Here is a 21,353-nt window from a genome sequence, read left to right as displayed (position 1 = left end):
ACTCGAGCCCCTGCCTTTGATGACACCGTTGCCGTGTTTCGGTATGGCGCCCCGGTTGACCGGTTGATTCATGCGTTGAAATACGGCCACGATCTCGCCGTTGCGCGCGCCCTTGGTCATCACATGGCCACGCGATCTCAATATCTGAGTTTTGACTGCATGATACCGGTTCCGTTGCACCGACGTCGGTTGGCCGAGCGTGGCTTCAATCAATCCATCGAGCTTGCGCGTGAAACGGCGCATCTGCATCGTTGTCGAATTAATGCAGGATGTGTCCGCAGAGTCATCGAAACACCGCCACAAGCGGGTCTCAACCTCAAGGAGCGACGCCGAAACCTGCGCCATGCCTTCGATGTCTCAGGCCGCCTCGACGGGCAGCGGGTGCTTGTGGTCGATGACGTGATGACCTCGGGGGCGACTCTGGACCGGTTGGCGCAAACCCTGAAGCAGGCGGGGGCTGCGCGCGTCATCAACCTGGTGTGTGCGCGAACGCCATCCGGGCGTTGATCTGCGCGGGGGGCGACGGCACAATCCCGCTCCATGTTTCATATCGTACTTTTCGAACCTGAAATTCCGCCGAACACGGGCAATATCATCCGCCTGGTGGCGAACACCGGTGCGCGGCTGCATTTGATCAAGCCCTTGGGATTTGTCCTGTCCGACAAGGCTGTGGCGCGAGCGGGGCTGGACTATCACCAGATGGCCCATGTGACCGTGCACGAAGACTGGGCTGCATTCAGGGTGGTTTGCCCGTCGCCGAGAGTGTTTGCACTGACGACCCGGGGGGGCGGTCGCTACGATGAAGTACGGTACGAGGCTGGCGATATCCTGCTGTTCGGCGCCGAGACGCGCGGACTACCTGCATGGTTGCATGAGGAAATCCCTGAGTCACAGCGTATTCGTATCCCCATGGTGGCCCAGTCACGGAGCATGAACCTGTCCAACGCAACCGCAGTGGTGCTGTATGAGGCTTGGCGTCAGCTCGATTTCGAGAGCGGCATCTGACTGGTGATCGAAGGACCCATTATTCAATCTTCGGGCTACGGGCGAGCAGATCATTCACTGCCTCGGCCGCGCTCATGCGGCCAGAGAGCAGGTCATCTACGGCTTGCGCCAATGGCATGTCAACTGCATGGCGCTGAGCACGTGCGACGGTCTCTCGTGTGGTCAGCACGCCTTCGGCGACGTGGCCCAGCTCCTTGAGGATCTGGGCAAGCGGTTTGCCCTCGGCGAGCATCAGCCCCACACGGCGATTCCGTGACAGGTCACCCGTACATGTCAGAACCAGATCGCCCAGACCGGCCAGTCCCATGAAGGTTTCCTGGCGGGCCCCCAGGGCGAGGCCCAGTCGTGAAATTTCGGCCAGCCCCCGCGTCACGAGCGCAGCGCGACTGTTCAGGCCGAATCCGAGGCCGTCGGATACCCCTGCGGCGATTGCCATGACGTTCTTGATGGCGCCGCCAATTTCGGCCCCGATCAGATCGTCGTTGGCATAGAGGCGCAGGCGAGGGCGGTGCAGGGCGTCTGCCCAAAGGGTTGCCTGGGCAAGGTCGCGCGCCGCCAGCGTAATGGCCGTCGGTTGTCCGGCGGCGACCTCTGCGGCGAAACTTGGACCGGTCAGCGCGCCGCACGGGTGGGTTTCACCCAGTGTGTCGGCAACCACCTCGTGTGGCAGCAGACCGGTCCCGCTCTCGAAGCCCTTGCAGGCCCAGAGTACGGGCATGGCGTTGCCGGTTGATGCCAGGTGTTCGCAGATGGCGCGCAAGCCCGCCACCGGGGTGACGATCAGGTGAAGCTCGGCGTGCGCAGCGGCCTTGGCAAGGTCAGCCTCAAGGCGAAGTGCTGCCGGGAAAGGGCGGTCAGGGAGCAGGGCTTGATTGACGCGATTTCGCTCGCACAGGGCAAGCGCATCCGCGTCGCGACCCCACATGACCACATCGTGGTCGGGCGCGTAGGCGATGGCCAGGGCTGTTCCCCAGGCACCGGCACCATAGACAGTGATTTTCATGCTTGGACTTCCAGACCCGCAGAATCGTTGGGTTGCGCATGCCGCGTTCAATAGCCCCAGACGTCAACCTTGCGCACGAAGCCGGTCTGGCCATCTGCGTGGCGGACAGGTAGCCAGGCGCCTTGGGCAGGGCCGGTGACGCGCAGGAGGACACTGTTGGCGGCCATGAAACTGGGCGGTGCATCGTCGCGAGCCTCGCTCCGGACGGCCGCTTGCTCGGTGGTGACCATGACCGACTGGTAGTCGGCCAGGTCGTTCCGCGCAATCCACGCAAGCTTGCCGTCGCGTGCGCGCACCTTGATCCATTTTTCCAGTGTCACCACGACTTCAAGTGGTGTGTCTGCATTGACGATGTAGAGCTTTTTGCCCGCCGGAGACGGCGTGTCATACAGCACGCTCGTCTTGGCGGCGGCCCGATAGTCGAGCGCCATCGAAGGTGCGCTGAGCGCACCCAGGATGGCGATCAGGGCCAGGCGCGTCAGAACGCGACGAGCCATTACTGAACCGTGGCTTCGGCGGCGCCTTCGCCAGCCTGCTGACGGGCCTGGTACATGGCTTCGAAGTTCACCGGAGCCAGCAGGACCGGCTGGAAGCCTGCACGGGTGACGGCGTCAGAGACTGCTTCACGGGCATACGGAAACAGGATGTTGGCGCAGCCGATCATCATGATGGGCTCGATGTCGGTCTCAGGCACGTTGCGAATCTGGAAAATGCCGGCCTGGGCCGCTTCAACCAGGAAAACGGTTTTGTCTTCCCCGATCTTTGCCGTCACGGTGACGGTCAGCACGACTTCGTACACGCCATCGTCGATCTGTTTGCCATCGTTGCGCAGTTGCACGTTGATCTGCGGATTTTCGCGTTCCAGGAAGACCTTGGGTGCATTGGGCACTTCGACGGACAGGTCGCGAATGTAGAGTTTTTCGATGGTGAAGACGGGTTGGGTGTTCTCGGTCATGAATTTACCTTGGTCAGTCTATGTTGTGAGAAGGGCCGTTCAGTCGGCGCCAGCGGCCAGCAGTGCGTCGAGCTTGCCGGCATGTTCAAGCGCGTACAGGTCGTCGCAGCCGCCTACGTGTGAGCCATTGATGAAAATCTGCGGAACGGTGCGACCGCCGCCGCTGGCGGCCTCCATTTCGTCGCGACGCGCCGGTTCCGCGTCGACGAGAATCTTGTCGATGTTCGTGACACCCTTATGAATAAGCAGTGCTTCGGCACGAATGCAGTAGGGGCAGGTCCGGGTAGCGTACATCTTGACGAGCGCGCTCATGCTTACTTCTTCCGCTTGGTGCTGACGGGCTGGCCGGCCTGCTGCCAGGCTGACATGCCACCTTGCAGGTTGAATACCTGTTCGAAACCCAGCTTGCGCAGGCTCTGGGCTGCGCTTGACGAGCGCGAGCCCATGGCGCAGCAGAGAATCACCGGCTTGTTCTTGTGGCCATCGAGTTCGCCGGCGCGCTGCTCAATGGCCGCGAGCGGAATGTGTTTCGCGTTTGGAATGTGTCCCTGGGCGAATTCCTTCTGCTCGCGAACGTCGACGACGATTGCGTCCTCGCGGTTGATCTTGAGCGTTGCTTGCACCGGGGAAAGACTCGTCTTGTCCCCTTGGGCGCGGGCGCTGTCAAACAGCAAAAAGCCGCCACTGAAGGCCGCCAGTGCTGCCCAGTACCAGTTGTCCTGCAAAAACTCCACGGATACTTCCTTAGATGTTGTGTTACGCCTTGTTCGGCGGTTCGTCGCAGAACACTTCCTTCATCAGTGCAATGAGCTGAAGTGTGCGTTGGTCGCCGACACGGTAATAGACGCGGTTGGCATCCTTGCGTGTGAGCAGGACGCCCTTGTCGCGCAAGATTGCCAGATGTTGGGAAATGTTGCTCTGGGACGTGCCGACAGCTTCGACAATATCCTGGACGCACACCTCGCCAGCGCCAACCACGCACAGAATGGACAGGCGGAGCGGATGCGAGATGGCCTTGAGGGCACGAGCGGCGGTTTCAATCTGTTCGGTCTTGCCGACCAGATCCATGGCGGGATGGCTAATCACGATCGATGATCGATAGAAGTTGACTGAGTGCTATAAAATACCACCTTTTGCCGGCGCAGCGCTGCACGGGCATGGTGCCGGAACGACCGAATTTTTCACGAAAGCGAGTAGAAGTCTCTCATGTACAAGATCGTATTGCTCAGACACGGCGAATCCACCTGGAACAAGGAAAATCGCTTCACCGGATGGACGGATGTCGACCTGACCGAGAAGGGAAATGAAGAAGCCAAGGCAGCAGGCGAGCTGCTGCGCAGCGAAGGCTTCGCGTTCGATGTTGCCTTCACGTCCGTGCTCAAGCGTGCGAACAAGACGCTCAACATCGTGCTCGAAAAGCTCGACGCCCTGTGGCTGCCGGTCGAGCATTCCTGGCGCCTCAACGAGCGCCACTACGGCGCGCTTCAGGGGCTGAACAAGGCCGAGACCGCCGCCGAATACGGTGATGATCAGGTCCTGGTGTGGCGCCGTTCGTACGATACGCCGCCACCGGCGCTGGAAGACGGTGACGAGCGCCTGACGCCGGAAGATCCGCGCTATGCTTCGTTGCCAGCTGGTCAGTTCCCGCGCACCGAGTGCCTCAAGGATACGGTGGCCCGAGTGGTGCCCTACTGGGAAACGGTGATCGTGCCGCGCATCCTCTCCGGTGATCGCATCCTGATCGCAGCGCACGGCAACAGCATCCGTGCCCTTATCAAGTATCTCGATGGCGTGAGTGATCAGGAAATCGTCGGGCTGAACATCCCGACGGCGCAGCCGCTGGTCTATGAACTGGACGAAAACTGCAAGCCGATCAAGCATTACTACCTTGCCGACGAAGACACCATCAAGGCAGCGCAGGCGGCCGTTGCCAGCCAGGGCAAGGCCAAGGCCTGATCGACGTGTTCCGACGCTTACTGGCGCCGGTGGCGCTGGCGACCCTGTGGGTGATCGCCGGCGCCGTTTTTCATCAGCCGGCGCATGCGCAGCATGATGCGGCATCGTCGCGCGCCGAACTGAACGACATCAAGGCACGTCGCAAGGAGGCCGAGGCCGCCGCCGCCGATACGGAGAAGCTGCGTGCCGAGGCCGACAAGGCACTCAAATCGGCCGATCAGGCTGTCTCACGCGCAAAGCGCAAGTTGCGCGAGCTGCGCAAGGCGCAGGCCGAGGTCAAGGCGGCGCTCGATGAGGTGCGGGCGGACCAGGCTCGAACCCGGACAGAGATCGACGCTGGCCGTGAGGCACTGGGGCAGTGGCTCAAGCGTTACTACCAGCACGGCGGTGAGCCCGGGGTGGGGCATTTGCTCAGTGCGCGCGATCCCAACCAGCTGGCGCGGGATGCGTACTACCTCGAACGTGTCGGGCGGGAAAAGCAGGCAATTGTCGAACGTTTGAGGATCGCTGAGGCGCGCTTCGTCGAGCAGGCCGCTCAGATCGAAATCCGGCAAACAGCGCTTGAAGCGAACGAACGCAAACAAAAGGCGCTGACGGCAGAGCTTTCAAAGGAGCAGGCGAGGCGGGGCAAGATACTCGCAGAACTCTCGGAGACGCTCAAAGCGCAGCGGGCACAGATCGGTGCTCTCAAGCAGGACGAATCACGGCTCATGGCGCTGATCCGTCAGATCGAGACGGCACCACCGCCCAGACCGGTCATCCCGCGCGCCGAACCCGCGGACGAGCCGGAGATTGGGCACAGTGGGCGCGCTGCGGATGCGTCCGCGCGGGGCAAGGCTTTCGCCAAGTTGCGCGGGCAGTTGGGTTTTCCCGTCGAGGGGCGCCTGGTCGGACGCTTCGGTCAGGAGCGCGCGTCCACCGGAACGAGCTGGAAGGGCGTTTTCATCCGCAGCCGTGCCGGCGACGACGTGCACGCCGTGGCTGACGGGATGGTGGTCTATTCCGACTGGCTACGCGGGTTCGGCAACCTGGTCATCGTGGATCATGGTGACAATTATTTGACGGTCTACGGAAACAATGAGGCCTTGTTCAAGTCAACCGGTGAGCGCGTTCGCTCGGGCGATGTGATCGCCTCTGTGGGTGACAGCGGAGGCATCCCCGAATCGGGTTTATACTTCGAAATCCGTCATGAAGGACGACCGGTCGATCCACTCACGTGGATTCGCAGAGAATGATTGAAGCGGCTCCCTCGCGAGCGGCTAATTGGAGAGACGATGCGTAGCAAACTGCAACAGGCAGGACTTGTGCTGACCGGCTTGTGTGCTGGCGTCCTGATCAGCCTGAACTTTCCGGCCCAGGCCGACAAGGCCGCCCTGGAGCCCCTGCCCGTGCCGGAGATTCGTGCTCTGGCCAGCGTTTTCAACGCGATCAAGCAAAGTTATGTCGAACCGGTCGAAGACAAGACCCTGATTACGGATGCCATCAGTGGCATGGTGACCGGGCTCGACCCGCATTCAGCGTATCTCGACGTGGAGGCCTTCAAAGACCTTCAGGAAAGCACGCAGGGCGAGTTCGGTGGCCTCGGCATTGAAGTGGGCATGGAAGATGGCTTCGTGAAAGTCATTTCCCCCATCGAGGACACGCCGGCCTACCGCGCAGGGGTGCAGGCGGGTGACCTCATCGTGAAGCTCGACGATACGCCCGTCAAAGGCATGACCCTTGGCGAGGCCGTGAAGCAGATGCGCGGCAAGCCAGGCACGAACATCGTGCTGACCATTGCCCGCGAAGGCGAGGACAAGCCGGTCATCATCACCATCGTGCGTGATGTGATCCGCGTACAGAGCGTCAAGTCCAAGGCCCCGGAAGATGGGTATGGTTATGTGCGCATCACCCAGTTCCAGGAAAGCACTGCGCGTGACCTGACCACGCATCTGGGGCGCCTGTATGAAAACGGCCCCCTCAAAGGCCTCGTGCTCGATCTGCGCAACGACCCGGGCGGTCTGCTGCATGGCGCGGTCGGTGTTTCCGCCACCTTCCTGCCCAAGGATGTCGTCGTGGTCTCGACCGACGGTCGTGTTGAAGATGCCAAACGCGAATTCACCGCGTCGCCCGACGATTACCTTCGCGGTGGCAACGACTTCCTGCGTGATCTGCCAGCCGGCGTGAAGGACGTGCCGATGGTGGTGTTGGTCAATGGCGGTTCCGCTTCGGCTTCGGAGATCGTTGCGGGGGCTCTTCAGGATCACAAGCGGGCGAAAGTGCTTGGCACCCAGACCTTCGGCAAGGGTTCGGTGCAAACCATTCTGCCCTTGTCAGAGACGACTGCGATCAAGCTGACGACAGCGCGTTATTACACGCCCAATGGCCGCTCGATCCAGGCCACGGGCATCGTGCCCGACATCGTGGTCGAAGATCCCAACGAGCGTGGGGTCGGCCGTCGCGTGCGCGAGGCTGACCTGGTTGGGCATCTGATCAATGACAAGGACCCGGATGCTGAGAAGCTGCCGGTGGCCAAGGAATTGCCGGCCACGGAGGATGCTGCCAAAGAGGGCGCGTCGGGCGAAGCCAAGGCGGATGAAGAAAAGCCCTTCAAGCGCATTGAGCCCGCCAGCGCCGAGGATTTCCAGTTCCAGCAGGCATTGAAGCTTCTCAAGGGCGAGCCGATCGTCCAGAATACAGTCAAGGAATAACCACGACTGTTCAGGGGATACTATGCGCCGAGAGACTGCCTACAAGCTGGCCGGCCGCCGACACGATGCCCGTGTCGCTGCCACCGGGCTCGTCAAACGGCGCGAAATATCCTTTCGGCCACTCCCGCCTGAGCAGACCGAAAAGGCCCTGACCGCGCTCCAGCGCCTGAAGGGCCTCAAGGTCCGGTTGTCGGAAGTCAAAGAGCGGACGCTTGAAGTCGAGTATTCGGTGCTCGATTTCTCGCTTGAAATGCTCGAAGCTGCGCTGCGCGATGCCGGCTTTCACCTCGATAACACGCTCTATACCAAGCTCGTGAGAGCGCTGGTGTACTTTACCGAAGAGACCCAGCGGCACAACATCGCGTCCCCCGAGCGACTCATCAAGCAGTCTAACGAGGTGTATATCAAGGTCTATGACCAGCACCCGCACGGTGATCACGACGACACACCGCTGGAACTGCGCGACTACAAGTAAGCCCACGCCAGAGCTCTCATCCTGATGAACGACGATCAACTGCTGCGTTACAGCCGCCATATCCTGCTGCCCGAAATCGACGTCGAGGGGCAGCAGCACATCGTGGATGCGCGCGTGCTGGTGATCGGTGCCGGTGGCCTTGGATCGCCGGCGGCAATGTATCTGGCGTCGGCAGGTGTCGGGACGCTTGTCCTGGCCGACGATGACGACGTCGATCTGACCAACCTCCAGCGCCAGATTCTGCACACGCACGAGAGCGTGGGGCAGGCCAAGGTAATGTCGGGCAAGGCGACGCTCGCACGCATCAATCCCGAAGTGGAGGTGGTGCCGCTCAAGACCCGGCTCAAGGGCGAGGCTCTGGAGGAACAGGTGGCGCTGGCCGATGTGGTGCTCGACTGTTGCGACAATTTCGAGACCCGGCACGCAGTCAATCGCGCCTGTTTCAAACATCGCAAGCCGCTTGTGTCAGGCGCTGCCATCCGTTTTGACGGCCAACTCTATGTCTTTGATCTTCGGGAAGGTGAGGGGCCGTGCTATCACTGCCTGTTCCCCGAAGCTGAGGACGTTGAGACGGTCCGCTGTGCCACCATGGGGGTCTTCGCGCCCATTACCGGCATCATTGGTGCCAGTCAGGCGGCCGAGGCGCTCAAGTTGCTGGCCGGATGCGGTACGTCGCTCGCAGGGCGTCTGCTCCTGCTTGATGGCCTCAACATGGATTGGCGCAGTATCGGGCTCGCAAAGGACCCGTCCTGTGCCGTTTGCGGCGTTAACGTCTGATTTTTTCAGTCGCGGCTGATTCGCGCGCGAATGCGCAGATCGTCGCCGAGAATGCGGCGATCGAACACTTCCAGCCGCTTTGCTCCGTCCAGTGATACCAGTTCCTCGAGGTTGAACGCCCCCTGGGCGGCGTCGCCCACGAGCATGGGGGCCTGGTAGATCAGCAACTCATCCACGCAATCCTCGCGCAGGAGGGATCCGTTGAGTTTGAATCCGGCCTCGACGTGGACTTCGTTGATGCCGCGCCGTCCCAGTTCCTGAAACAGATCCGCCAGCTCGACTTTTCCGTGGGTGTTGGGCAAGAGGACGACTTCCGCGTTCTTGCCGGCCAGCGCAGATATCTTGTCCGCATCATCGATGGCGGCGGCGATCAGCACCGGAGAGCCGTCGAACAATCGCGCATCGAGTGGGGTCTCGAGACGTGAGTCGACCACTACCTTGAGGGGCTGGCGCTCGCAAGGTACTGCCCGTACGTTCAATTGCGGGTTGTCTTCGCGCACCGTGCCGAATCCGGTGAGCACCGCGCATGCACGAGCGCGCCAGGCATGTCCGTCGGCGCGCGCCTGAGGGCCGGTAATCCATTGGCTGACGCCATTGTTGAGCGCGGTCTTGCCGTCAAGGGTGGTGGCTACTTTAAGGCGCACCCAGGGACGCCCTCGGGTCATCCGGGAGATGAAGCCGATGTTCAGTGATTCGGCCTCGGCGCGCATCAGCCCTTCGTCGGCAATGATGCCGGCGTCGCGGATGCGCTGGGTACCGCGTCCGGAGACCTTCGGGTTCGGATCGCTCAGGGCAGAAACCACACGGGCCACACCGGCGGCCACGAGTGCATCGGCACAGGGGGGCGTGCGACCGTGGTGAGCGCAGGGTTCGAGGGTGACGTAAGCGGTGGCGCCGCGCGCACGATCACCGGCCTGGCGCAGGGCAATCACTTCGGCATGGGGCTCGCCCGCGCGCTGATGCCAGCCTTCGCCAACGATGCTCTCACCATGGGCGATCACGCAGCCGACGCGCGGATTGGGGGTGGTCGTCGTCAAGCCGCGTTCGGCCAGCTGGAGGGCGCGCGCCATGAGACGGTGATCGGTGGCGGAAAACGAAGCCGGGGAGTTCGGGGCCAATGGAGCGCCCTTAGCTGGATTGCTTGGTGCGACGCGTCCGCGAGACTTCGCGAATGGCTTCGGAGAATTTGTCCACGTCTTCGAAATTGCGATAAACCGAGGCGTAACGCACGTATGCGACCTTGTCGAGTTTCTTGAGCTCGCGCATCACCAGTTCGCCCACGGCTTCGGACGGAATCTCGCGCTCGCCCATGGCCAGCAGCTTGCCTTCGATGCGAGCCGCCGCCGCCTCGATATCTTCAAGCGGCACCGAGCGCTTGCGCAGGGCCAGGGTCATGCTGGCGTTGAGCTTGTTGCGATCGAATTCGACCCGGGTGCCGTTGCGCTTGACGATGTGCGGCATCTTGAGGTCGATGCGCTCGTAGGTGGTAAAACGCTTGTCGCACTGGACGCAACGACGACGGCGACGAACGATGTCGCCGTCTTCGTTTTCACGGGTATCCGTGACCTGCGTCGAGGGATCACCACAAAACGGACATTTCATAGGCGTTCGTCGTGGTTGAAGGGCGGACGGTGAAAGAGGTCATCGATCCGCCATCCGGGTCAGGCGCCGTAGACCGGGAACTTGCCGCACAGCTCGCTCACTTGAGCACGCACGCGGGCGAGGTTGTCTTCGTCTTCAGGGGCGTCGAGCACGTCGGCGACCAGATGCGCAATTTTCTCGGCTTCGATTTCGGTGAAGCCGCGCGTGGTCATGGCCGGGGAGCCGATTCGGACGCCGGAGGTGACGAACGGGGTTTCCGGGTCGTTCGGGATGGCGTTCTTGTTGACCGTGATGTGGGCATTGCCCAGCGCGGCCTCAGCGGCCTTGCCGGTGATGCGCTTGTTGCGCAGGTCGACCAGGAAGACATGGCTCTCGGTGCCGCCGGAGACGATACGCAGGCCGCGCTCTTCACCCAGCACGCGCGCCATGACGCGGGCGTTGGCGATCACCTGTTCCTGATAGGTCTTGAATTCAGGGGCCATGGCCTCCTTGAAGGCGGTGGCCTTGGCGGCGATGACATGCATCAGCGGGCCACCCTGCAGCCCCGGGAAGATCGCGGAATTGATCTTCTTGGCGTGCTCTTCCTTCATCAGGATGAGGCCGCCGCGCGGGCCGCGCAGGGTCTTGTGCGTGGTGGTGGTGACCACGTCGGCGTGCGGGACCGGATTCGGGTAGAAACCGGCGGCGATCAGGCCGGCGTAGTGGGCCATGTCGACCATGAAGATGGCGCCGACGGCTTTTGCCACTTTGGCGAAGCGTTCGAAGTCGATGCGCAGGGAGTAGGCGGAAGCGCCGGCGATGATCAGCTTCGGCTTGTGCTCCATGGCCAGACGCTCCATGGCGTCGTAATCGATGGCTTCCTTGGCGTCGAGGCCGTAGGAAACCACGTTGAACCACTTGCCGCTCATGTTCAGCGCCATGCCGTGGGTGAGGTGACCGCCTTCGGCCAGGCTCAGACCCATGATGGTGTCGCCCGGCTTGAGGAAGGCCATCAGCACGGCCTGGTTGGCCTGTGAGCCGGAATTCGGCTGCACGTTGGCGGCTTCGGCGCCGAACAGGGCCTTGGCGCGGTCAATGGCCAGCTGCTCGGCCACATCCACATATTCGCAACCGCCGTAGTAACGCTTGCCCGGATACCCTTCAGCGTACTTGTTCGTCAGTTGGGAGCCCTGGGCTTCCATGACGGGGGCGCTGACGTAGTTTTCAGAGGCAATCAGTTCGATGTGGTCTTCCTGGCGCTTGTTTTCAGCGACGATGGCTTCCCACAGTTCCGGGTCGGTTTTGGCGAGCGTGCTTTGCTTGGAGAACATGAGCTTGGAGTCAGTTGCGGTTCAAAAGCGGATTCTAGCACGTGCACCCGCACAAAAATCCAGTCCTGTTCGCCGAAATCATTGAATACGCGGGGCTTTTGAGGTCTGCGCGCCAGGTTCGCCGGTGTTCAGCTATTGGGCAGTTCGTCCCGTGCGCCAGGCAGGTGGGCCTCCTGAGCCCATGCCTCGATGGACCAGCCCTCGGGGGCGCGCCGCAGCCAGTTGAGTGCGGCGTTGGGGATCTTGAAATCACGCGGCGCTTCGAGCGGTCGCTGACGCGCCATGCGATTCAGAATGTCGAGCACGCCGCCGTGCGCGACGACCAGCACGGTCTGACCCGCATGTGCATCGGCCATGGCGTCGAAGGCGGCACGAATGCGGGCTTGAAACCGGGTGAGGCTTTCGCCACCGCCAGGGATGGGTTCGTCCGGCGTTCTCGCCTCGAAATGGGCATAGGCTTCGGGATGCCGGGATTCGGCTTCGGTATAGGTCAGACCCTGGAAGATGCCATAGTGACGCTCGCGCAGGTCGGCGCGTGGCGAGGCTGGGCGACGTGATGCGCAAATGGCTGCTGCGGTATCGGCGGCGCGGCGAAGATCGCTGGTGTACGCTGCGTCGAATGCGTGCCCGCTCAGGAGCTGCGCCGTCGCCTGGGCCTGCGCTTCACCGGTGGCGTTGAGTGGGATGTCCACGTGACCCTGCAGGCGGCGTTCGGCATTCCAGCCGGTTTCACCGTGGCGGACGACGCAGAAGCGGACAATGTCGGTCATGAATCTGTCTTGTGTATATGAATGATTTCGGGCGTTTACGCGTTTCCCCTGATGCCCTCGCGGGAATAGTGTCGGGATAATGCGCCTCAATGTCAGGTCGGCAGGCTAACACGCGTCTGCCGACCTCAATTCTAAAGCGTGGATGAGGGGGCTGCGGGTGTCCTTCCTATTGAGAATTTCGGCGGTGATCGATTGGGTCACCGACCATGTGGGTCGATACGCGATCTGGCTGCTTCTCGGTGCGGTCGTGATCAGTGCCGGAAATGCGATCAGTCGCTATGCGTTCAGTGCCAGTTCGAACGCCATGCTCGAAGTGCAGTGGTATCTGTATTCGGCGGTGTTCATTCTGGGGGCCGGTTACACGCTGCTCAAGAACCAGCATGTGCGTATCGATCTAGTCTCGAACCGGATTTCGGCCAAGGCACGCAACTGGGTCGATGTGATCGGCCTGGCGGTGTTCCTGATCCCGGTCGCCGTCATGATTGCATGGATGTCCTGGCCCGGTGTGGTCGACAGCTATCAGATGGGCGAGATGTCGAGTAATGCGGGTGGTCTCATCCGCTGGCCGGTACGGCTCCTCATTCCAGTGGGTTTCTGGCTGCTGGCCTTGCAGGGGTTCTCCGAGCTGATCAAACGCCTCGCTTTCCTGACCGGGCACGGGCCCGATTCGCTGGAGAAAGAGCAGGAGCAACACGGTATCGATCTGCCGCATGAAGGGGAGGCGAAATGACCGAGTTCGTCATCGCCAACATGGCGCCCCTGATGTTCGCCTCGCTGATCATCTTTCTGCTCAGTGGCTTCCCGGTCGCCTTCGCGCTGGCTGCGAACGGTCTGTTCTTCGGTTTCCTGGGCATCGAACTGGGGCTGCTGACGCCCGCGCTGCTGCAGGCACTGCCCGAACGTGTGCTGGGCATCATGGCCAACGATACCTTGCTGGCCATCCCGTTCTTCACCTTCATGGGCATCATTCTCGAACGCTCGGGCATGGCAGAGGATTTGCTCGAGTCGGCGGGGCAGTTGTTCGGGCCGATTCGCGGCGGTATTGCCTATGCCGTGATTCTTGTGGGTGCCTTGCTCGCGGCGACCACGGGCGTGGTGGCAGCCTCGGTGATCTCCATGGGCCTGATCTCGCTGCCGGTGATGATGCGTTACGGCTTCTCCCGTGAAGTATCTGCGGGGGTGATCTGCTCGTCCGGTACGCTCGCGCAGATCATTCCGCCATCGCTGGTGCTGATCGTGCTGGCGGACGTGTTGCAGGTGTCGGTGGGTGACGCCTATGCCGGCGCGATGATTCCGTCCGCCTTGCTGGTGGCGATGCTCATCATCTACGTCTTCGTACTTTCGATCATCAAGCCCGAATCGGTGCCTGCGCTGCCGGTCGAGGCGCGTACCTTGCAGGGCACGGCTCTGTTCAAGCGCCTGATGGTGGCCATGGTGCCGCCGGTGGTGCTGATCTTCCTGGTGCTGGGCACGATCTTCATCGGTCTGGCGACGCCGACGGAGGGCGGGGCCATGGGCGCTGTGGGTGCCCTGGCGCTGGCCGGCATGCGCAAGCGTCTCAGTCTGGGCGTGATCAAAGGGGCGCTGGAGACGACAGCCAACCTGGCCACCTTCGTGATGTTCATTCTCATCGGTTCCACCGTGTTTGCGCTCACCTTCCGCGCCGTCAACGGTGACCTGTGGGTGGAGCACCTGTTCAGCCTGGTGCCGGGGGGCGAGATCGGCTTCCTGATCGTGGTCAGCTTGCTGGTGTTCGTGCTGGGCTTCTTCATCGACTTCTTCGAGATCGCCTTCATCCTGCTGCCGCTGATCGGACCGGTGGCGCAGAACATGGGCATCGACATGGTCTGGTTCCTGGTGTTGATCGGCCTGAACATGCAGACCTCGTTCCTGACGCCGCCATTCGGCTTTGCGCTGTTCTACCTGCGCAGCGTGGCCCCGGCTGCTGCCTACAAGGATGCGGTGACCGGCAAGCGGATCGAGGGGATCAAGACCATGCAGATCTACCGTGGTGTGATCCCCTTCATCGTCATTCAGCTCATTGCGCTGGTGGTGATCTTTTCCTTCCCGCAGTTGGTGACCATCAACGAAGATCCGCCGCTTGATGTGGACCTCGATACCATCGAACTGAACATCCAGAGCCCTGATGCCTATGGCGGCGGTGGCGGATACGGTGATGGTGGCGGTTACGGCGACGGCGGATACGGCAGCGATGCACCGGCCATCCCGGGGCTTGAGGCACCTGCAGAGTCGGGCTCCGAGGCCGCACCGGCCGAAGAGCCGGACCCGAACGCGGCGCTCATGGACGCCCTGAGGGACGCGGCCGAAGCCGACAAGCAGAACCAGTGAAAAACGGGGGCGGTCCATCAGGAGCGCCCCCGTCCCCCTCTCCTCAAACTGTCCGCCTCCGCCGCTTGCGGGACCGGTGCCGAGTCGGTCGGGTGTTCTTTCAGGTTAGACGCCCGCATGATGTTGGCGTATTGCATTGCTCAATCGCCCGGATAGCATCTTGCTATCGGTGCCCAGCGGCAGGTCGTCGATGGCTCAGCCGCGCTACACTCGGGGCTTCGAATTCAATACTGCGCCCTGCGCGCCAGCGACAACCCCATGAGAACAGAACACGCTCCGACCATTCGCCGCGCCGACTATCGCCCCCTGGCCTGGACAGTCGATGCCGTCGAGTTGTACTTCTCACTTGATCCGGAAGCGACCATCGTGCGCAACACCATGCAGATGGTGCGTCAGGGCGACGGGCCGCTGGTGTTGCTGCACGAAGGCCTGATGCGCGAAGACCTCACCATCAACGGCGAGCCGCCGCGCAAGATGCGAGACGAAGGCGGGCGTATCGAGATCGAGGTGGAGCCCGGTCTGGATGCGGTCGAAGTCGTGGTGGTCACGCGCCTGAACCCGTCGCTCAACACCGAGCTCTCCGGCCTGTACCAGTCGGCCGGCGGGCTGTTCACCCAGTGCGAGGCAGAGGGCTTCCGCCGCATCACCTGCTTCCCGGACCGTCCGGACGTCATGGCGCGATTCACGGTCACGCTCGAAGCCGACAAACGCGATTACCCGGTGCTGCTCTCCAACGGCAACCTCGTCGGCCAGGGTGATCTGGAGGCCGGGCGACACTTTGCCAAGTGGGAAGACCCGTTCCGCAAACCGTGTTATCTGTTTGCGCTCGTGGCCGCGGATCTGGTGGTGCTCGAACGCAAGGCGACCACCATGAGCGGACGCGAAGTGCTGCTGCAAGTCTATGTGGAGGAGGGCAACCTTGATCGTTCCGGCCATGCCATGGACTCGCTTGAGCACTCCATGCGCTGGGACGAGGAGACCTTCGGACTGGAGCTGGATCTCGACCGCTACATGATCGTCGCCGTGGGCGACTTCAACATGGGCGCGATGGAGAACAAGGGCCTCAACATCTTCAACGCGAAGTACGTACTGGCCAAGCCCGAAACCGCCACCGATGTGGATTACGAAAACATCGAGAGCGTGGTGGCGCATGAATACTTCCACAACTGGACCGGCAACCGCGTCACCTGCCGCGACTGGTTCCAGCTCACCCTGAAAGAAGGTCTCACCGTCTTCCGCGACCAGCAGTTCTCGGCCGACATGCTCGCCCGGGCCGGAGGGGAAACCGCCCGGGCCGTCAAACGCATCGAGGATGTGCGTGTGCTGCGCACCGCCCAGTTCCCGGAAGATGCCGGCCCCATGTCGCACCCGATCCGCCCGGACGCCTATCAGGCCATCGACAACTTCTACACTGCCACCATTTACGAGAAGGGCTCGGAAGTCATCCGCATGCTGCACACCATCCTCGGGGTGGAGGGCTTCCGCAACGGCATGGACCTGTACTTCAGCTACCACGACGGTCAGGCGGTCACCTGCGACGACTTCGTCGAGGCCATGTCCGAGGCCAACGGCGTCGATCTCGACCAGTTCATGCGCTGGTACAGCCAGCGCGGCACGCCGACCGTGCATGCCGACGTGGCCTTCGCCGACGGGCAGTGCACGCTCACGCTGACGCAGTCCCGCCCCGACAAGGATGACGAGCCGCTGCAGATTCCGGTGGCCGTGGGCTTCATCGGCGCTGATGGCATGGATCTGCCGCTGCGCCTCAAGGGCGAAGCCGAGGCGGGCACCACCACCCGTGTGCTGCAACTCAAGGAAATGCAGCAGCAGTTCGTCTTCGACGGGATTCCCACCGACGCGGTGCCCTCGCTGCTGCGCGGTTTTTCTGCGCCGGTGGTCATGGCGGTCAATGAAAGCGATGAGAAGCTCGCCTTCCGCATGGCCAACGATGCCGACCCGTTCAACCGTTGGGACGCCACCCAGCGCTACATGACCCGCACGCTGCTGGGCATGGCCGCCTCAGGCGACCCGAAAGTGCCCGAAGCTTTCATCAGCGCCTTCGACGTGCTGCTCAACAACGAGGCGCTCGACCCGGCCTTCCGTGCCGTGGCGCTCACCCTGCCTTCCGAACCCTATCTGCTTGAGCAGATGGACGTGGCCAACCCGGCGGCGCTTCGCACCGCGCTCATGCTCATGAGCAAGGCCATCGGCACCGAGCTGGCGCAGGACTGGCTGCGCATCGATGAGGCCATGGCGGTGCCGGGCGAGTACCGATACCACCCGGCCGACGCGGGCAAGCGCTCGCTGCGCAATCTGGCGCTGCGTTACCTGTGCGCGGCCAACGTCAATGAAGGTGTTGCCGCCGCCGAGTTGCGCGTTGCCCGCGCCACCAACATGACCGAGCGCTTCGGCGCGCTGCTGGCGCTGGTCCAGAGCCCGGCCATCGAATCGGCTGATCTGGCGCTCAAGGCCTTCGAGCAGGAATTCAGCCAGGACGCGCTGGTGATGGACAAGTGGTTCTCCGTGCAGGCGGCCGCCTGGCGCTGGAGCGAAGCCCAGCCGAGCACGCTGGAGCGGGTCGAAGCGCTCACCCGGCACCCGGCGTTCAGCCTGAGCAACCCGAACAAGATCTACAGCCTGTTCGGCGGCTTCTTCCGCAACAACCCGGCCGAGTTCCACCGTGCCGATGGCGCCGGCTACCGCTTCTGGGCCGACCGCATCCGCGAACTCAATGCCCGCAACCCGCAAGTGTGCTCACGCATGGCCCGCATGCTGGAAAACTGGCGCCGTTACACGCCGGAACTGCAACAGCAGGCGAAGGCGCAGATCGAGGCACTGGTGGGCGATGAGGCGCTGAGCCCGGATGTGCGGGAAGTGCTGGAGAAGGCGTTGGGATGACCGCAAATCCGATGCATCAGGAGAGACCTGTGATCCTTAGCTCGAATCTGGTTCCACTCCTACGCGTGTCTCGACAACGCATAGACTGCAAACAGAAGCGTGCTCGCAATCAGGAGATTCGGCATCATTGTGATTCGTAGCAAAACGCGCCGCTATTGTCCCACGGTGTGCGTCGGCGTCGCTGCTTGAAGGTGGGTACGGGTTGGAGCTTGTCGCCGTTCTCGGTTGCATAGCGCCGAACTTTCAGAAAGCACGCTCGTTTCTTCCGATTCAACTCAAATGTGACGAGATAATGCTCTGCTGGCATCGGGATGAAAGATGCGATGACATCACAGCGCATGTGACCGTCGTTGGTGCCCACGGAAATGGCCAGCTCCTTGTAAGCCTCAACGAGAAACTTGTTCTCGTCAGAATGATGTGGCGACGAGCAGTCCAATCCATTGGTAAAAATCGTCGCCCCGATTGTTTCGCGCGACGACAGTTCGACGATTGCTGTTCCCGCGCGCTCGTCGAGTTGATATTGGCTGTAATGAGGTGTTCGCCCTGCGCAACCTGTTAAGACCAAGAGGGACACAACACAGGCAGCCGCCAACCAATTGAGACAACGATGGGCGAGCAGGTGATACGGGCCGATCGGAAACTGCCACGTTCCAGCATCCTTCAGACGAACTGGCAGGGTTACTCCGCTCATTTCTTTTCCGCCTTCAGCATTACATAGGCTTCCCCACGAGAACGATCATGGAGGAAGATAAATGTCGTTCCACCTAATTTTGCGGACGTTGGCATTGTCAGCGCCGGTTTTTCAGTCGCGTGCCTGGCAATGGTTTGAATAAATCGTTGAGTGAGTGTGCGATTCTTGCTTTCCGGCGTTGTAATGACGCACTCTTTGTTCAACTCGATTTGAACGCCAAGGCTATGGCCATTATTGAACCCCATCTTTTTCACGGCGGAGTCTTCGAAGAAATCGTTGATGCCAGCGGCGCGGGATGCCTGCTGGGATCCCTCGAAGGAGGGTGCGAATTCGAGGCATATTTTTTCGAACGCTTCGAGCGCAGAGAGATCCTGAGCGTTGAGGCGAGTTGTAGGTGTTGCGCAGCCGATGATTGTCATCGAGAACAGCGCCGTCGAAAAAAGAATTTTCATGAATTACCACACTGATGGAATATTTGTAAAGCATATATGGTTTGCTGAGCTCGATGCGTTAAATTGCGCACGTCATAACATTTTTGTTCGATGAACGATCCCACGAAAACTTGCTTGCCTCACCTCCTGCCGGCCGATCAGTGCGTTGTGCACGTCGGCAGTTGAAGTACGAGCGCATGATGCCTTGAGCACCTGAATGGAAATCAAAGTCAATTTCCTCGAAAAGCTTCGCCTCGAAGCCAAGTTCGACGACTTCACCGTTACCTGCGACCAGCCGATCCGCTACAAGGGCGATGGTTCGGCGCCGAGTCCGTTCGACTATTTCCTGGCCTCGTCGGCCCTGTGCGCGGCCTATTTCGTGCGGGTGTATTGCCTGTCGCGCGATATCCCGACCGAAGGCATCCGGCTGTCGCAGAACAACATTGTCGATCCGGAGAATCGCTACAAGCAGACGTTCCAGATTCAGGTCGAACTACCGGACTCGATTTCGGAGAAAGACCGAACCGGCATCCTGCGTTCCATCGAGCGCTGTACGGTCAAGAAGGTGGTGCAGGAGGGGCCTGAGTTCAAGATCGAGGTCGTTGAAGACCTGGACGAAGATGCCTCGCTGATGGCGGTGGGCGTGGCCGACCAGCACACCCGCACCATGATCACCGGCAAGGATCTGCCACTGGAAGAGACCATCGCCAACATGACGGCGATGCTCGAATCGCTGGGCATGAAGATCGAGATTTCGTCCTGGCGCAACATCGTGCCCAACGTGTGGTCGCTGCATATCCGCGATGCGGCTTCGCCCATGTGCTTCACCAACGGCAAGGGCGCCACCAAGGAAAGTGCGCTGTGCTCCGCGCTGGGCGAGTTCATCGAACGCCTGAGCTGCAACTTCTTCTACAACGACCAGTATTTCGGCGAAGAGATCGCCAACGCCGAGTTCGTGCATTACCCGAACGAGAAGTGGTTCAAGCTCACTAGGAATGACCGCCTGCCCAAGGGGCTGCTCGACGACTATTGTCTCGGTATCTACAACCCGGATGGCGAGCTGCGTGGCTCGCACCTGATCGACACCAACTCGGGCAATGTCGAACGCGGCATCTGTGCGATTCCGTTCGAGCGCCAGTCGGATGGCGAAACGGTGTACTTCCCCTCCAACCTGCTCGAGAACCTGTTCTTGAGCAACGGCATGAGCGCGGGCAACACGCTGGCCGAGGCCAAGGTGCAGTGCCTATCCGAGATTTTCGAGCGGGCGGTGAAACGCCAGATCATCGAGCAGGAGCTGGCGCTGCCGGATGTGCCCGACGAAGTACTGGCGCGCTATCCGGGCGTGGTCGAAGGCATCAAGGGGCTGGAGGCGCAGGGCTTTCCGGTGCTGGTGAAAGACGCCTCGTTGGGCGGCGAATTCCCGGTCATGTGCGTCACGCTCATGAACCCGCGTACCGGCGGGGTGTTCGCGTCCTTCGGCGCGCACCCGAGCCTGGAAGTGGCCCTGGAGCGCAGCCTGACCGAGTTGCTGCAAGGGCGCAGCTTCGAGGGGCTCAACGATGTGCCGCTGCCCACCTTCAACAGCATGGCGGTGACCGAGCCGAACAACTTCGTCGAGCACTTCATCGACTCGACCGGCGTCATCTCATGGCGCTTCTTCAGTGCCAACAGTGAATTCGAGTTCTGCGACTGGGACTTCTCCGGCACCAACGAGGAGGAGGTCGAAGCCCTCATGGGCATTCTCGAATCGCTTGGCAAAGAGGTGTATGTCGCGACCTTCAAGCATTTCGGTGCCTCGGCCTGCCGCATTCTCGTGCCCGAGTATTCCGAGGTCTATCCGGTTGAAGATCTCATCTGGGACAACACCAACAAGGCGCTGGCCTTCCGTTCTGACATCCTGAATATCCACTCGCTGGACGACGACCAGCTGGCCGATCTGGTCGAGCGGCTGGAAGAAAGTGAAGAAGACAACTTCACCGACATCCGGACCCTGATCGGCATCGAATTCGATGAAAACACGGTGTGGGGGCAGCTGACCATCGGTGAGCTCAAGGGCTTGATTCACCTGGCGCTCGGCAATCTGGAAGACGCCAGCGACATGGTCGAGGACTTCCTCACCTTCAACAATGCGTCCGTCGAGCGCCGCCTGTTCTATCAGGCGATGGACGCCGTGCTCAACATTGCGCTGGATGAAGACCTCGAATTGGCGGACTACCAGCACAACCTGCGCCGCATGTTTGGCGACGATGTCATGGACGCCGTGATCGGCTCCGTGCATGGCGAGCTCAGGTTCCACGGGCTCACGCCCACCAGCATGAAACTCGAAGGGCTGGACAAGCATCTACGCCTGATCGAGAGCTACAAGAAACTGCACCGGGCGAGGGCGGCGGCCTGACGGGCAGGCCCCGACGCAGCAGCGCTGCATCGGGGCTATAACAATG

At 61.5% G+C, this 21,353-nt stretch carries 23 protein-coding genes; 11 read left to right on the top strand and 12 right to left on the bottom strand.

Annotated features, from left to right (window positions below; translation table 11 throughout):
- Positions 1-33: 33 nt before the first annotated feature.
- Together J0W34_RS14460 and J0W34_RS14455 are read left to right on the top strand one after the other, a co-directional pair.
- Positions 34-507: a ComF family protein gene (locus tag J0W34_RS14460; RefSeq protein ID WP_227817267.1), complete on the top strand. Its 474-nt coding sequence runs from the start codon at positions 34-36 to the stop codon at positions 505-507.
- A gap of 33 nt (positions 508-540) precedes the next feature.
- Complete coding sequence (locus tag J0W34_RS14455) at positions 541-1,005, top strand: tRNA (cytidine(34)-2'-O)-methyltransferase (protein ID WP_230969254.1); 465 nt, start codon at positions 541-543, stop codon at positions 1,003-1,005.
- 19 nt (positions 1,006-1,024) lie between these two features.
- Here the strand turns inward: J0W34_RS14455 and J0W34_RS14450 are convergent, their stop codons facing one another.
- Genes J0W34_RS14450 through J0W34_RS14425 form a run of 6 tightly spaced genes read right to left on the bottom strand, consistent with a single transcriptional unit; the run spans position 1,025 to position 4,031 of the window.
- Complete coding sequence (locus J0W34_RS14450; protein ID WP_230969253.1) at positions 1,025-2,008, bottom strand: NAD(P)H-dependent glycerol-3-phosphate dehydrogenase; 984 nt, start codon at positions 2,006-2,008, stop codon at positions 1,025-1,027.
- Positions 2,009-2,055: 47 nt separating this feature from the next.
- Entirely contained in the window at positions 2,056-2,505 is a 450-nt protein-coding gene (locus tag J0W34_RS14445) for an SH3 domain-containing protein (RefSeq protein WP_227817178.1), read from the bottom strand.
- On the bottom strand, positions 2,505-2,963 hold the full coding sequence (gene secB / locus J0W34_RS14440; RefSeq protein WP_227817177.1) for a protein-export chaperone SecB: 459 nt from the start codon (positions 2,961-2,963) through the stop codon (positions 2,505-2,507). Before secB ends, J0W34_RS14445 begins: the two co-directional genes overlap by 1 nt.
- Before the next feature lie 39 nt (positions 2,964-3,002).
- Positions 3,003-3,275, bottom strand: coding sequence for a glutaredoxin 3 (gene grxC / locus J0W34_RS14435; protein ID WP_230969252.1), 273 nt, complete (start codon positions 3,273-3,275; stop codon positions 3,003-3,005).
- A 2-nt stretch (positions 3,276-3,277) separates the two neighbouring features.
- The gene (locus tag J0W34_RS14430; RefSeq protein ID WP_227817175.1) at positions 3,278-3,697 is read right to left on the bottom strand and encodes a rhodanese-like domain-containing protein; all 420 of its coding nucleotides are present in this window, start codon (positions 3,695-3,697) and stop codon (positions 3,278-3,280) included.
- 22 nt (positions 3,698-3,719) lie between these two features.
- Positions 3,720-4,031 carry an ArsR/SmtB family transcription factor gene (locus J0W34_RS14425; RefSeq protein WP_230971685.1) on the bottom strand — a complete coding sequence of 104 codons (312 nt, stop codon included), beginning with the start codon at positions 4,029-4,031 and terminating at the stop codon, positions 3,720-3,722.
- A 138-nt stretch (positions 4,032-4,169) separates the two neighbouring features.
- On the opposite strand from J0W34_RS14425, the gene gpmA reads away from it, so the two are divergent.
- The 5 genes from gpmA to J0W34_RS14400 are packed head-to-tail and all read left to right on the top strand — an operon-like array spanning position 4,170 to position 8,861.
- The gene (gene gpmA / locus J0W34_RS14420; RefSeq protein WP_227817174.1) at positions 4,170-4,919 is read left to right on the top strand and encodes a 2,3-diphosphoglycerate-dependent phosphoglycerate mutase; all 750 of its coding nucleotides are present in this window, start codon (positions 4,170-4,172) and stop codon (positions 4,917-4,919) included.
- 5 nt (positions 4,920-4,924) lie between these two features.
- Entirely contained in the window at positions 4,925-6,154 is a 1,230-nt protein-coding gene (locus J0W34_RS14415; protein WP_230969251.1) for a murein hydrolase activator EnvC family protein, read from the top strand.
- A 39-nt stretch (positions 6,155-6,193) separates the two neighbouring features.
- Positions 6,194-7,609 carry a S41 family peptidase gene (locus J0W34_RS14410; RefSeq protein ID WP_227817172.1) on the top strand — a complete coding sequence of 472 codons (1,416 nt, stop codon included), beginning with the start codon at positions 6,194-6,196 and terminating at the stop codon, positions 7,607-7,609.
- Positions 7,610-7,631: 22 nt separating this feature from the next.
- Positions 7,632-8,084 carry a hypothetical protein gene (locus J0W34_RS14405; RefSeq protein WP_230969250.1) on the top strand — a complete coding sequence of 151 codons (453 nt, stop codon included), beginning with the start codon at positions 7,632-7,634 and terminating at the stop codon, positions 8,082-8,084.
- A 24-nt stretch (positions 8,085-8,108) separates the two neighbouring features.
- Entirely contained in the window at positions 8,109-8,861 is a 753-nt protein-coding gene (locus J0W34_RS14400) for a HesA/MoeB/ThiF family protein (RefSeq protein ID WP_230969249.1), read from the top strand.
- A 5-nt stretch (positions 8,862-8,866) separates the two neighbouring features.
- Here J0W34_RS14400 and ribD read toward each other — a convergent pair whose 3' ends face one another.
- From ribD to J0W34_RS14380, 4 genes are all read right to left on the bottom strand, one after another.
- Entirely contained in the window at positions 8,867-9,979 is a 1,113-nt protein-coding gene (gene ribD / locus J0W34_RS14395) for a bifunctional diaminohydroxyphosphoribosylaminopyrimidine deaminase/5-amino-6-(5-phosphoribosylamino)uracil reductase RibD (protein WP_269144623.1), read from the bottom strand.
- Positions 9,980-9,989: 10 nt separating this feature from the next.
- On the bottom strand, positions 9,990-10,463 hold the full coding sequence (gene nrdR, locus J0W34_RS14390) for a transcriptional regulator NrdR (RefSeq protein WP_227817168.1): 474 nt from the start codon (positions 10,461-10,463) through the stop codon (positions 9,990-9,992).
- A 59-nt stretch (positions 10,464-10,522) separates the two neighbouring features.
- Positions 10,523-11,773, bottom strand: a complete 1,251-nt coding sequence (gene glyA / locus J0W34_RS14385; RefSeq protein WP_230969247.1) for a serine hydroxymethyltransferase — start codon at positions 11,771-11,773, stop codon at positions 10,523-10,525.
- A gap of 128 nt (positions 11,774-11,901) precedes the next feature.
- A complete protein-coding gene (locus tag J0W34_RS14380) occupies positions 11,902-12,543 on the bottom strand; it encodes a histidine phosphatase family protein (protein WP_230969246.1) in 642 nt (213 codons plus the stop codon).
- A gap of 184 nt (positions 12,544-12,727) precedes the next feature.
- On the opposite strand from J0W34_RS14380, the gene J0W34_RS14375 reads away from it, so the two are divergent.
- From J0W34_RS14375 to pepN, 3 genes are all read left to right on the top strand, one after another.
- Complete coding sequence (locus J0W34_RS14375; protein ID WP_227817165.1) at positions 12,728-13,273, top strand: TRAP transporter small permease subunit; 546 nt, start codon at positions 12,728-12,730, stop codon at positions 13,271-13,273.
- Positions 13,270-14,892, top strand: a complete 1,623-nt coding sequence (locus tag J0W34_RS14370) for a TRAP transporter large permease (RefSeq protein WP_230969245.1) — start codon at positions 13,270-13,272, stop codon at positions 14,890-14,892. The genes J0W34_RS14375 and J0W34_RS14370 overlap by 4 nt, the downstream gene beginning before the upstream one ends.
- A 258-nt stretch (positions 14,893-15,150) precedes the next feature.
- Positions 15,151-17,790 (top strand): aminopeptidase N, encoded by a 2,640-nt coding sequence (gene pepN / locus J0W34_RS14365; RefSeq protein WP_230969244.1) that lies wholly within the window; start codon positions 15,151-15,153, stop codon positions 17,788-17,790.
- Positions 17,791-17,914: 124 nt separating this feature from the next.
- Here pepN and J0W34_RS14360 read toward each other — a convergent pair whose 3' ends face one another.
- A complete protein-coding gene (locus J0W34_RS14360) occupies positions 17,915-18,481 on the bottom strand; it encodes a hypothetical protein (protein WP_230969243.1) in 567 nt (188 codons plus the stop codon).
- Positions 18,478-18,933, bottom strand: coding sequence for a hypothetical protein (locus J0W34_RS14355; protein WP_230969242.1), 456 nt, complete (start codon positions 18,931-18,933; stop codon positions 18,478-18,480). Before J0W34_RS14355 ends, J0W34_RS14360 begins: the two co-directional genes overlap by 4 nt.
- 196 nt (positions 18,934-19,129) lie before the next feature.
- Here J0W34_RS14355 and J0W34_RS14350 point away from each other — a divergent pair, with 196 nt between their 5' ends.
- On the top strand, positions 19,130-21,307 hold the full coding sequence (locus J0W34_RS14350; RefSeq protein ID WP_230969241.1) for an OsmC domain/YcaO domain-containing protein: 2,178 nt from the start codon (positions 19,130-19,132) through the stop codon (positions 21,305-21,307).
- Positions 21,308-21,353: the final 46 nt, after the last annotated feature.

Origin of the sequence: Nitrogeniibacter aestuarii (assembly GCF_017309585.1) — a bacterium.
Taxonomy (GTDB): Bacteria; Pseudomonadota; Gammaproteobacteria; order Burkholderiales; family Rhodocyclaceae; genus Nitrogeniibacter; species Nitrogeniibacter aestuarii.
Note: the sequence above shows the minus strand (reverse complement) of the source record. Positions and strands in the feature narration are given on the sequence as shown.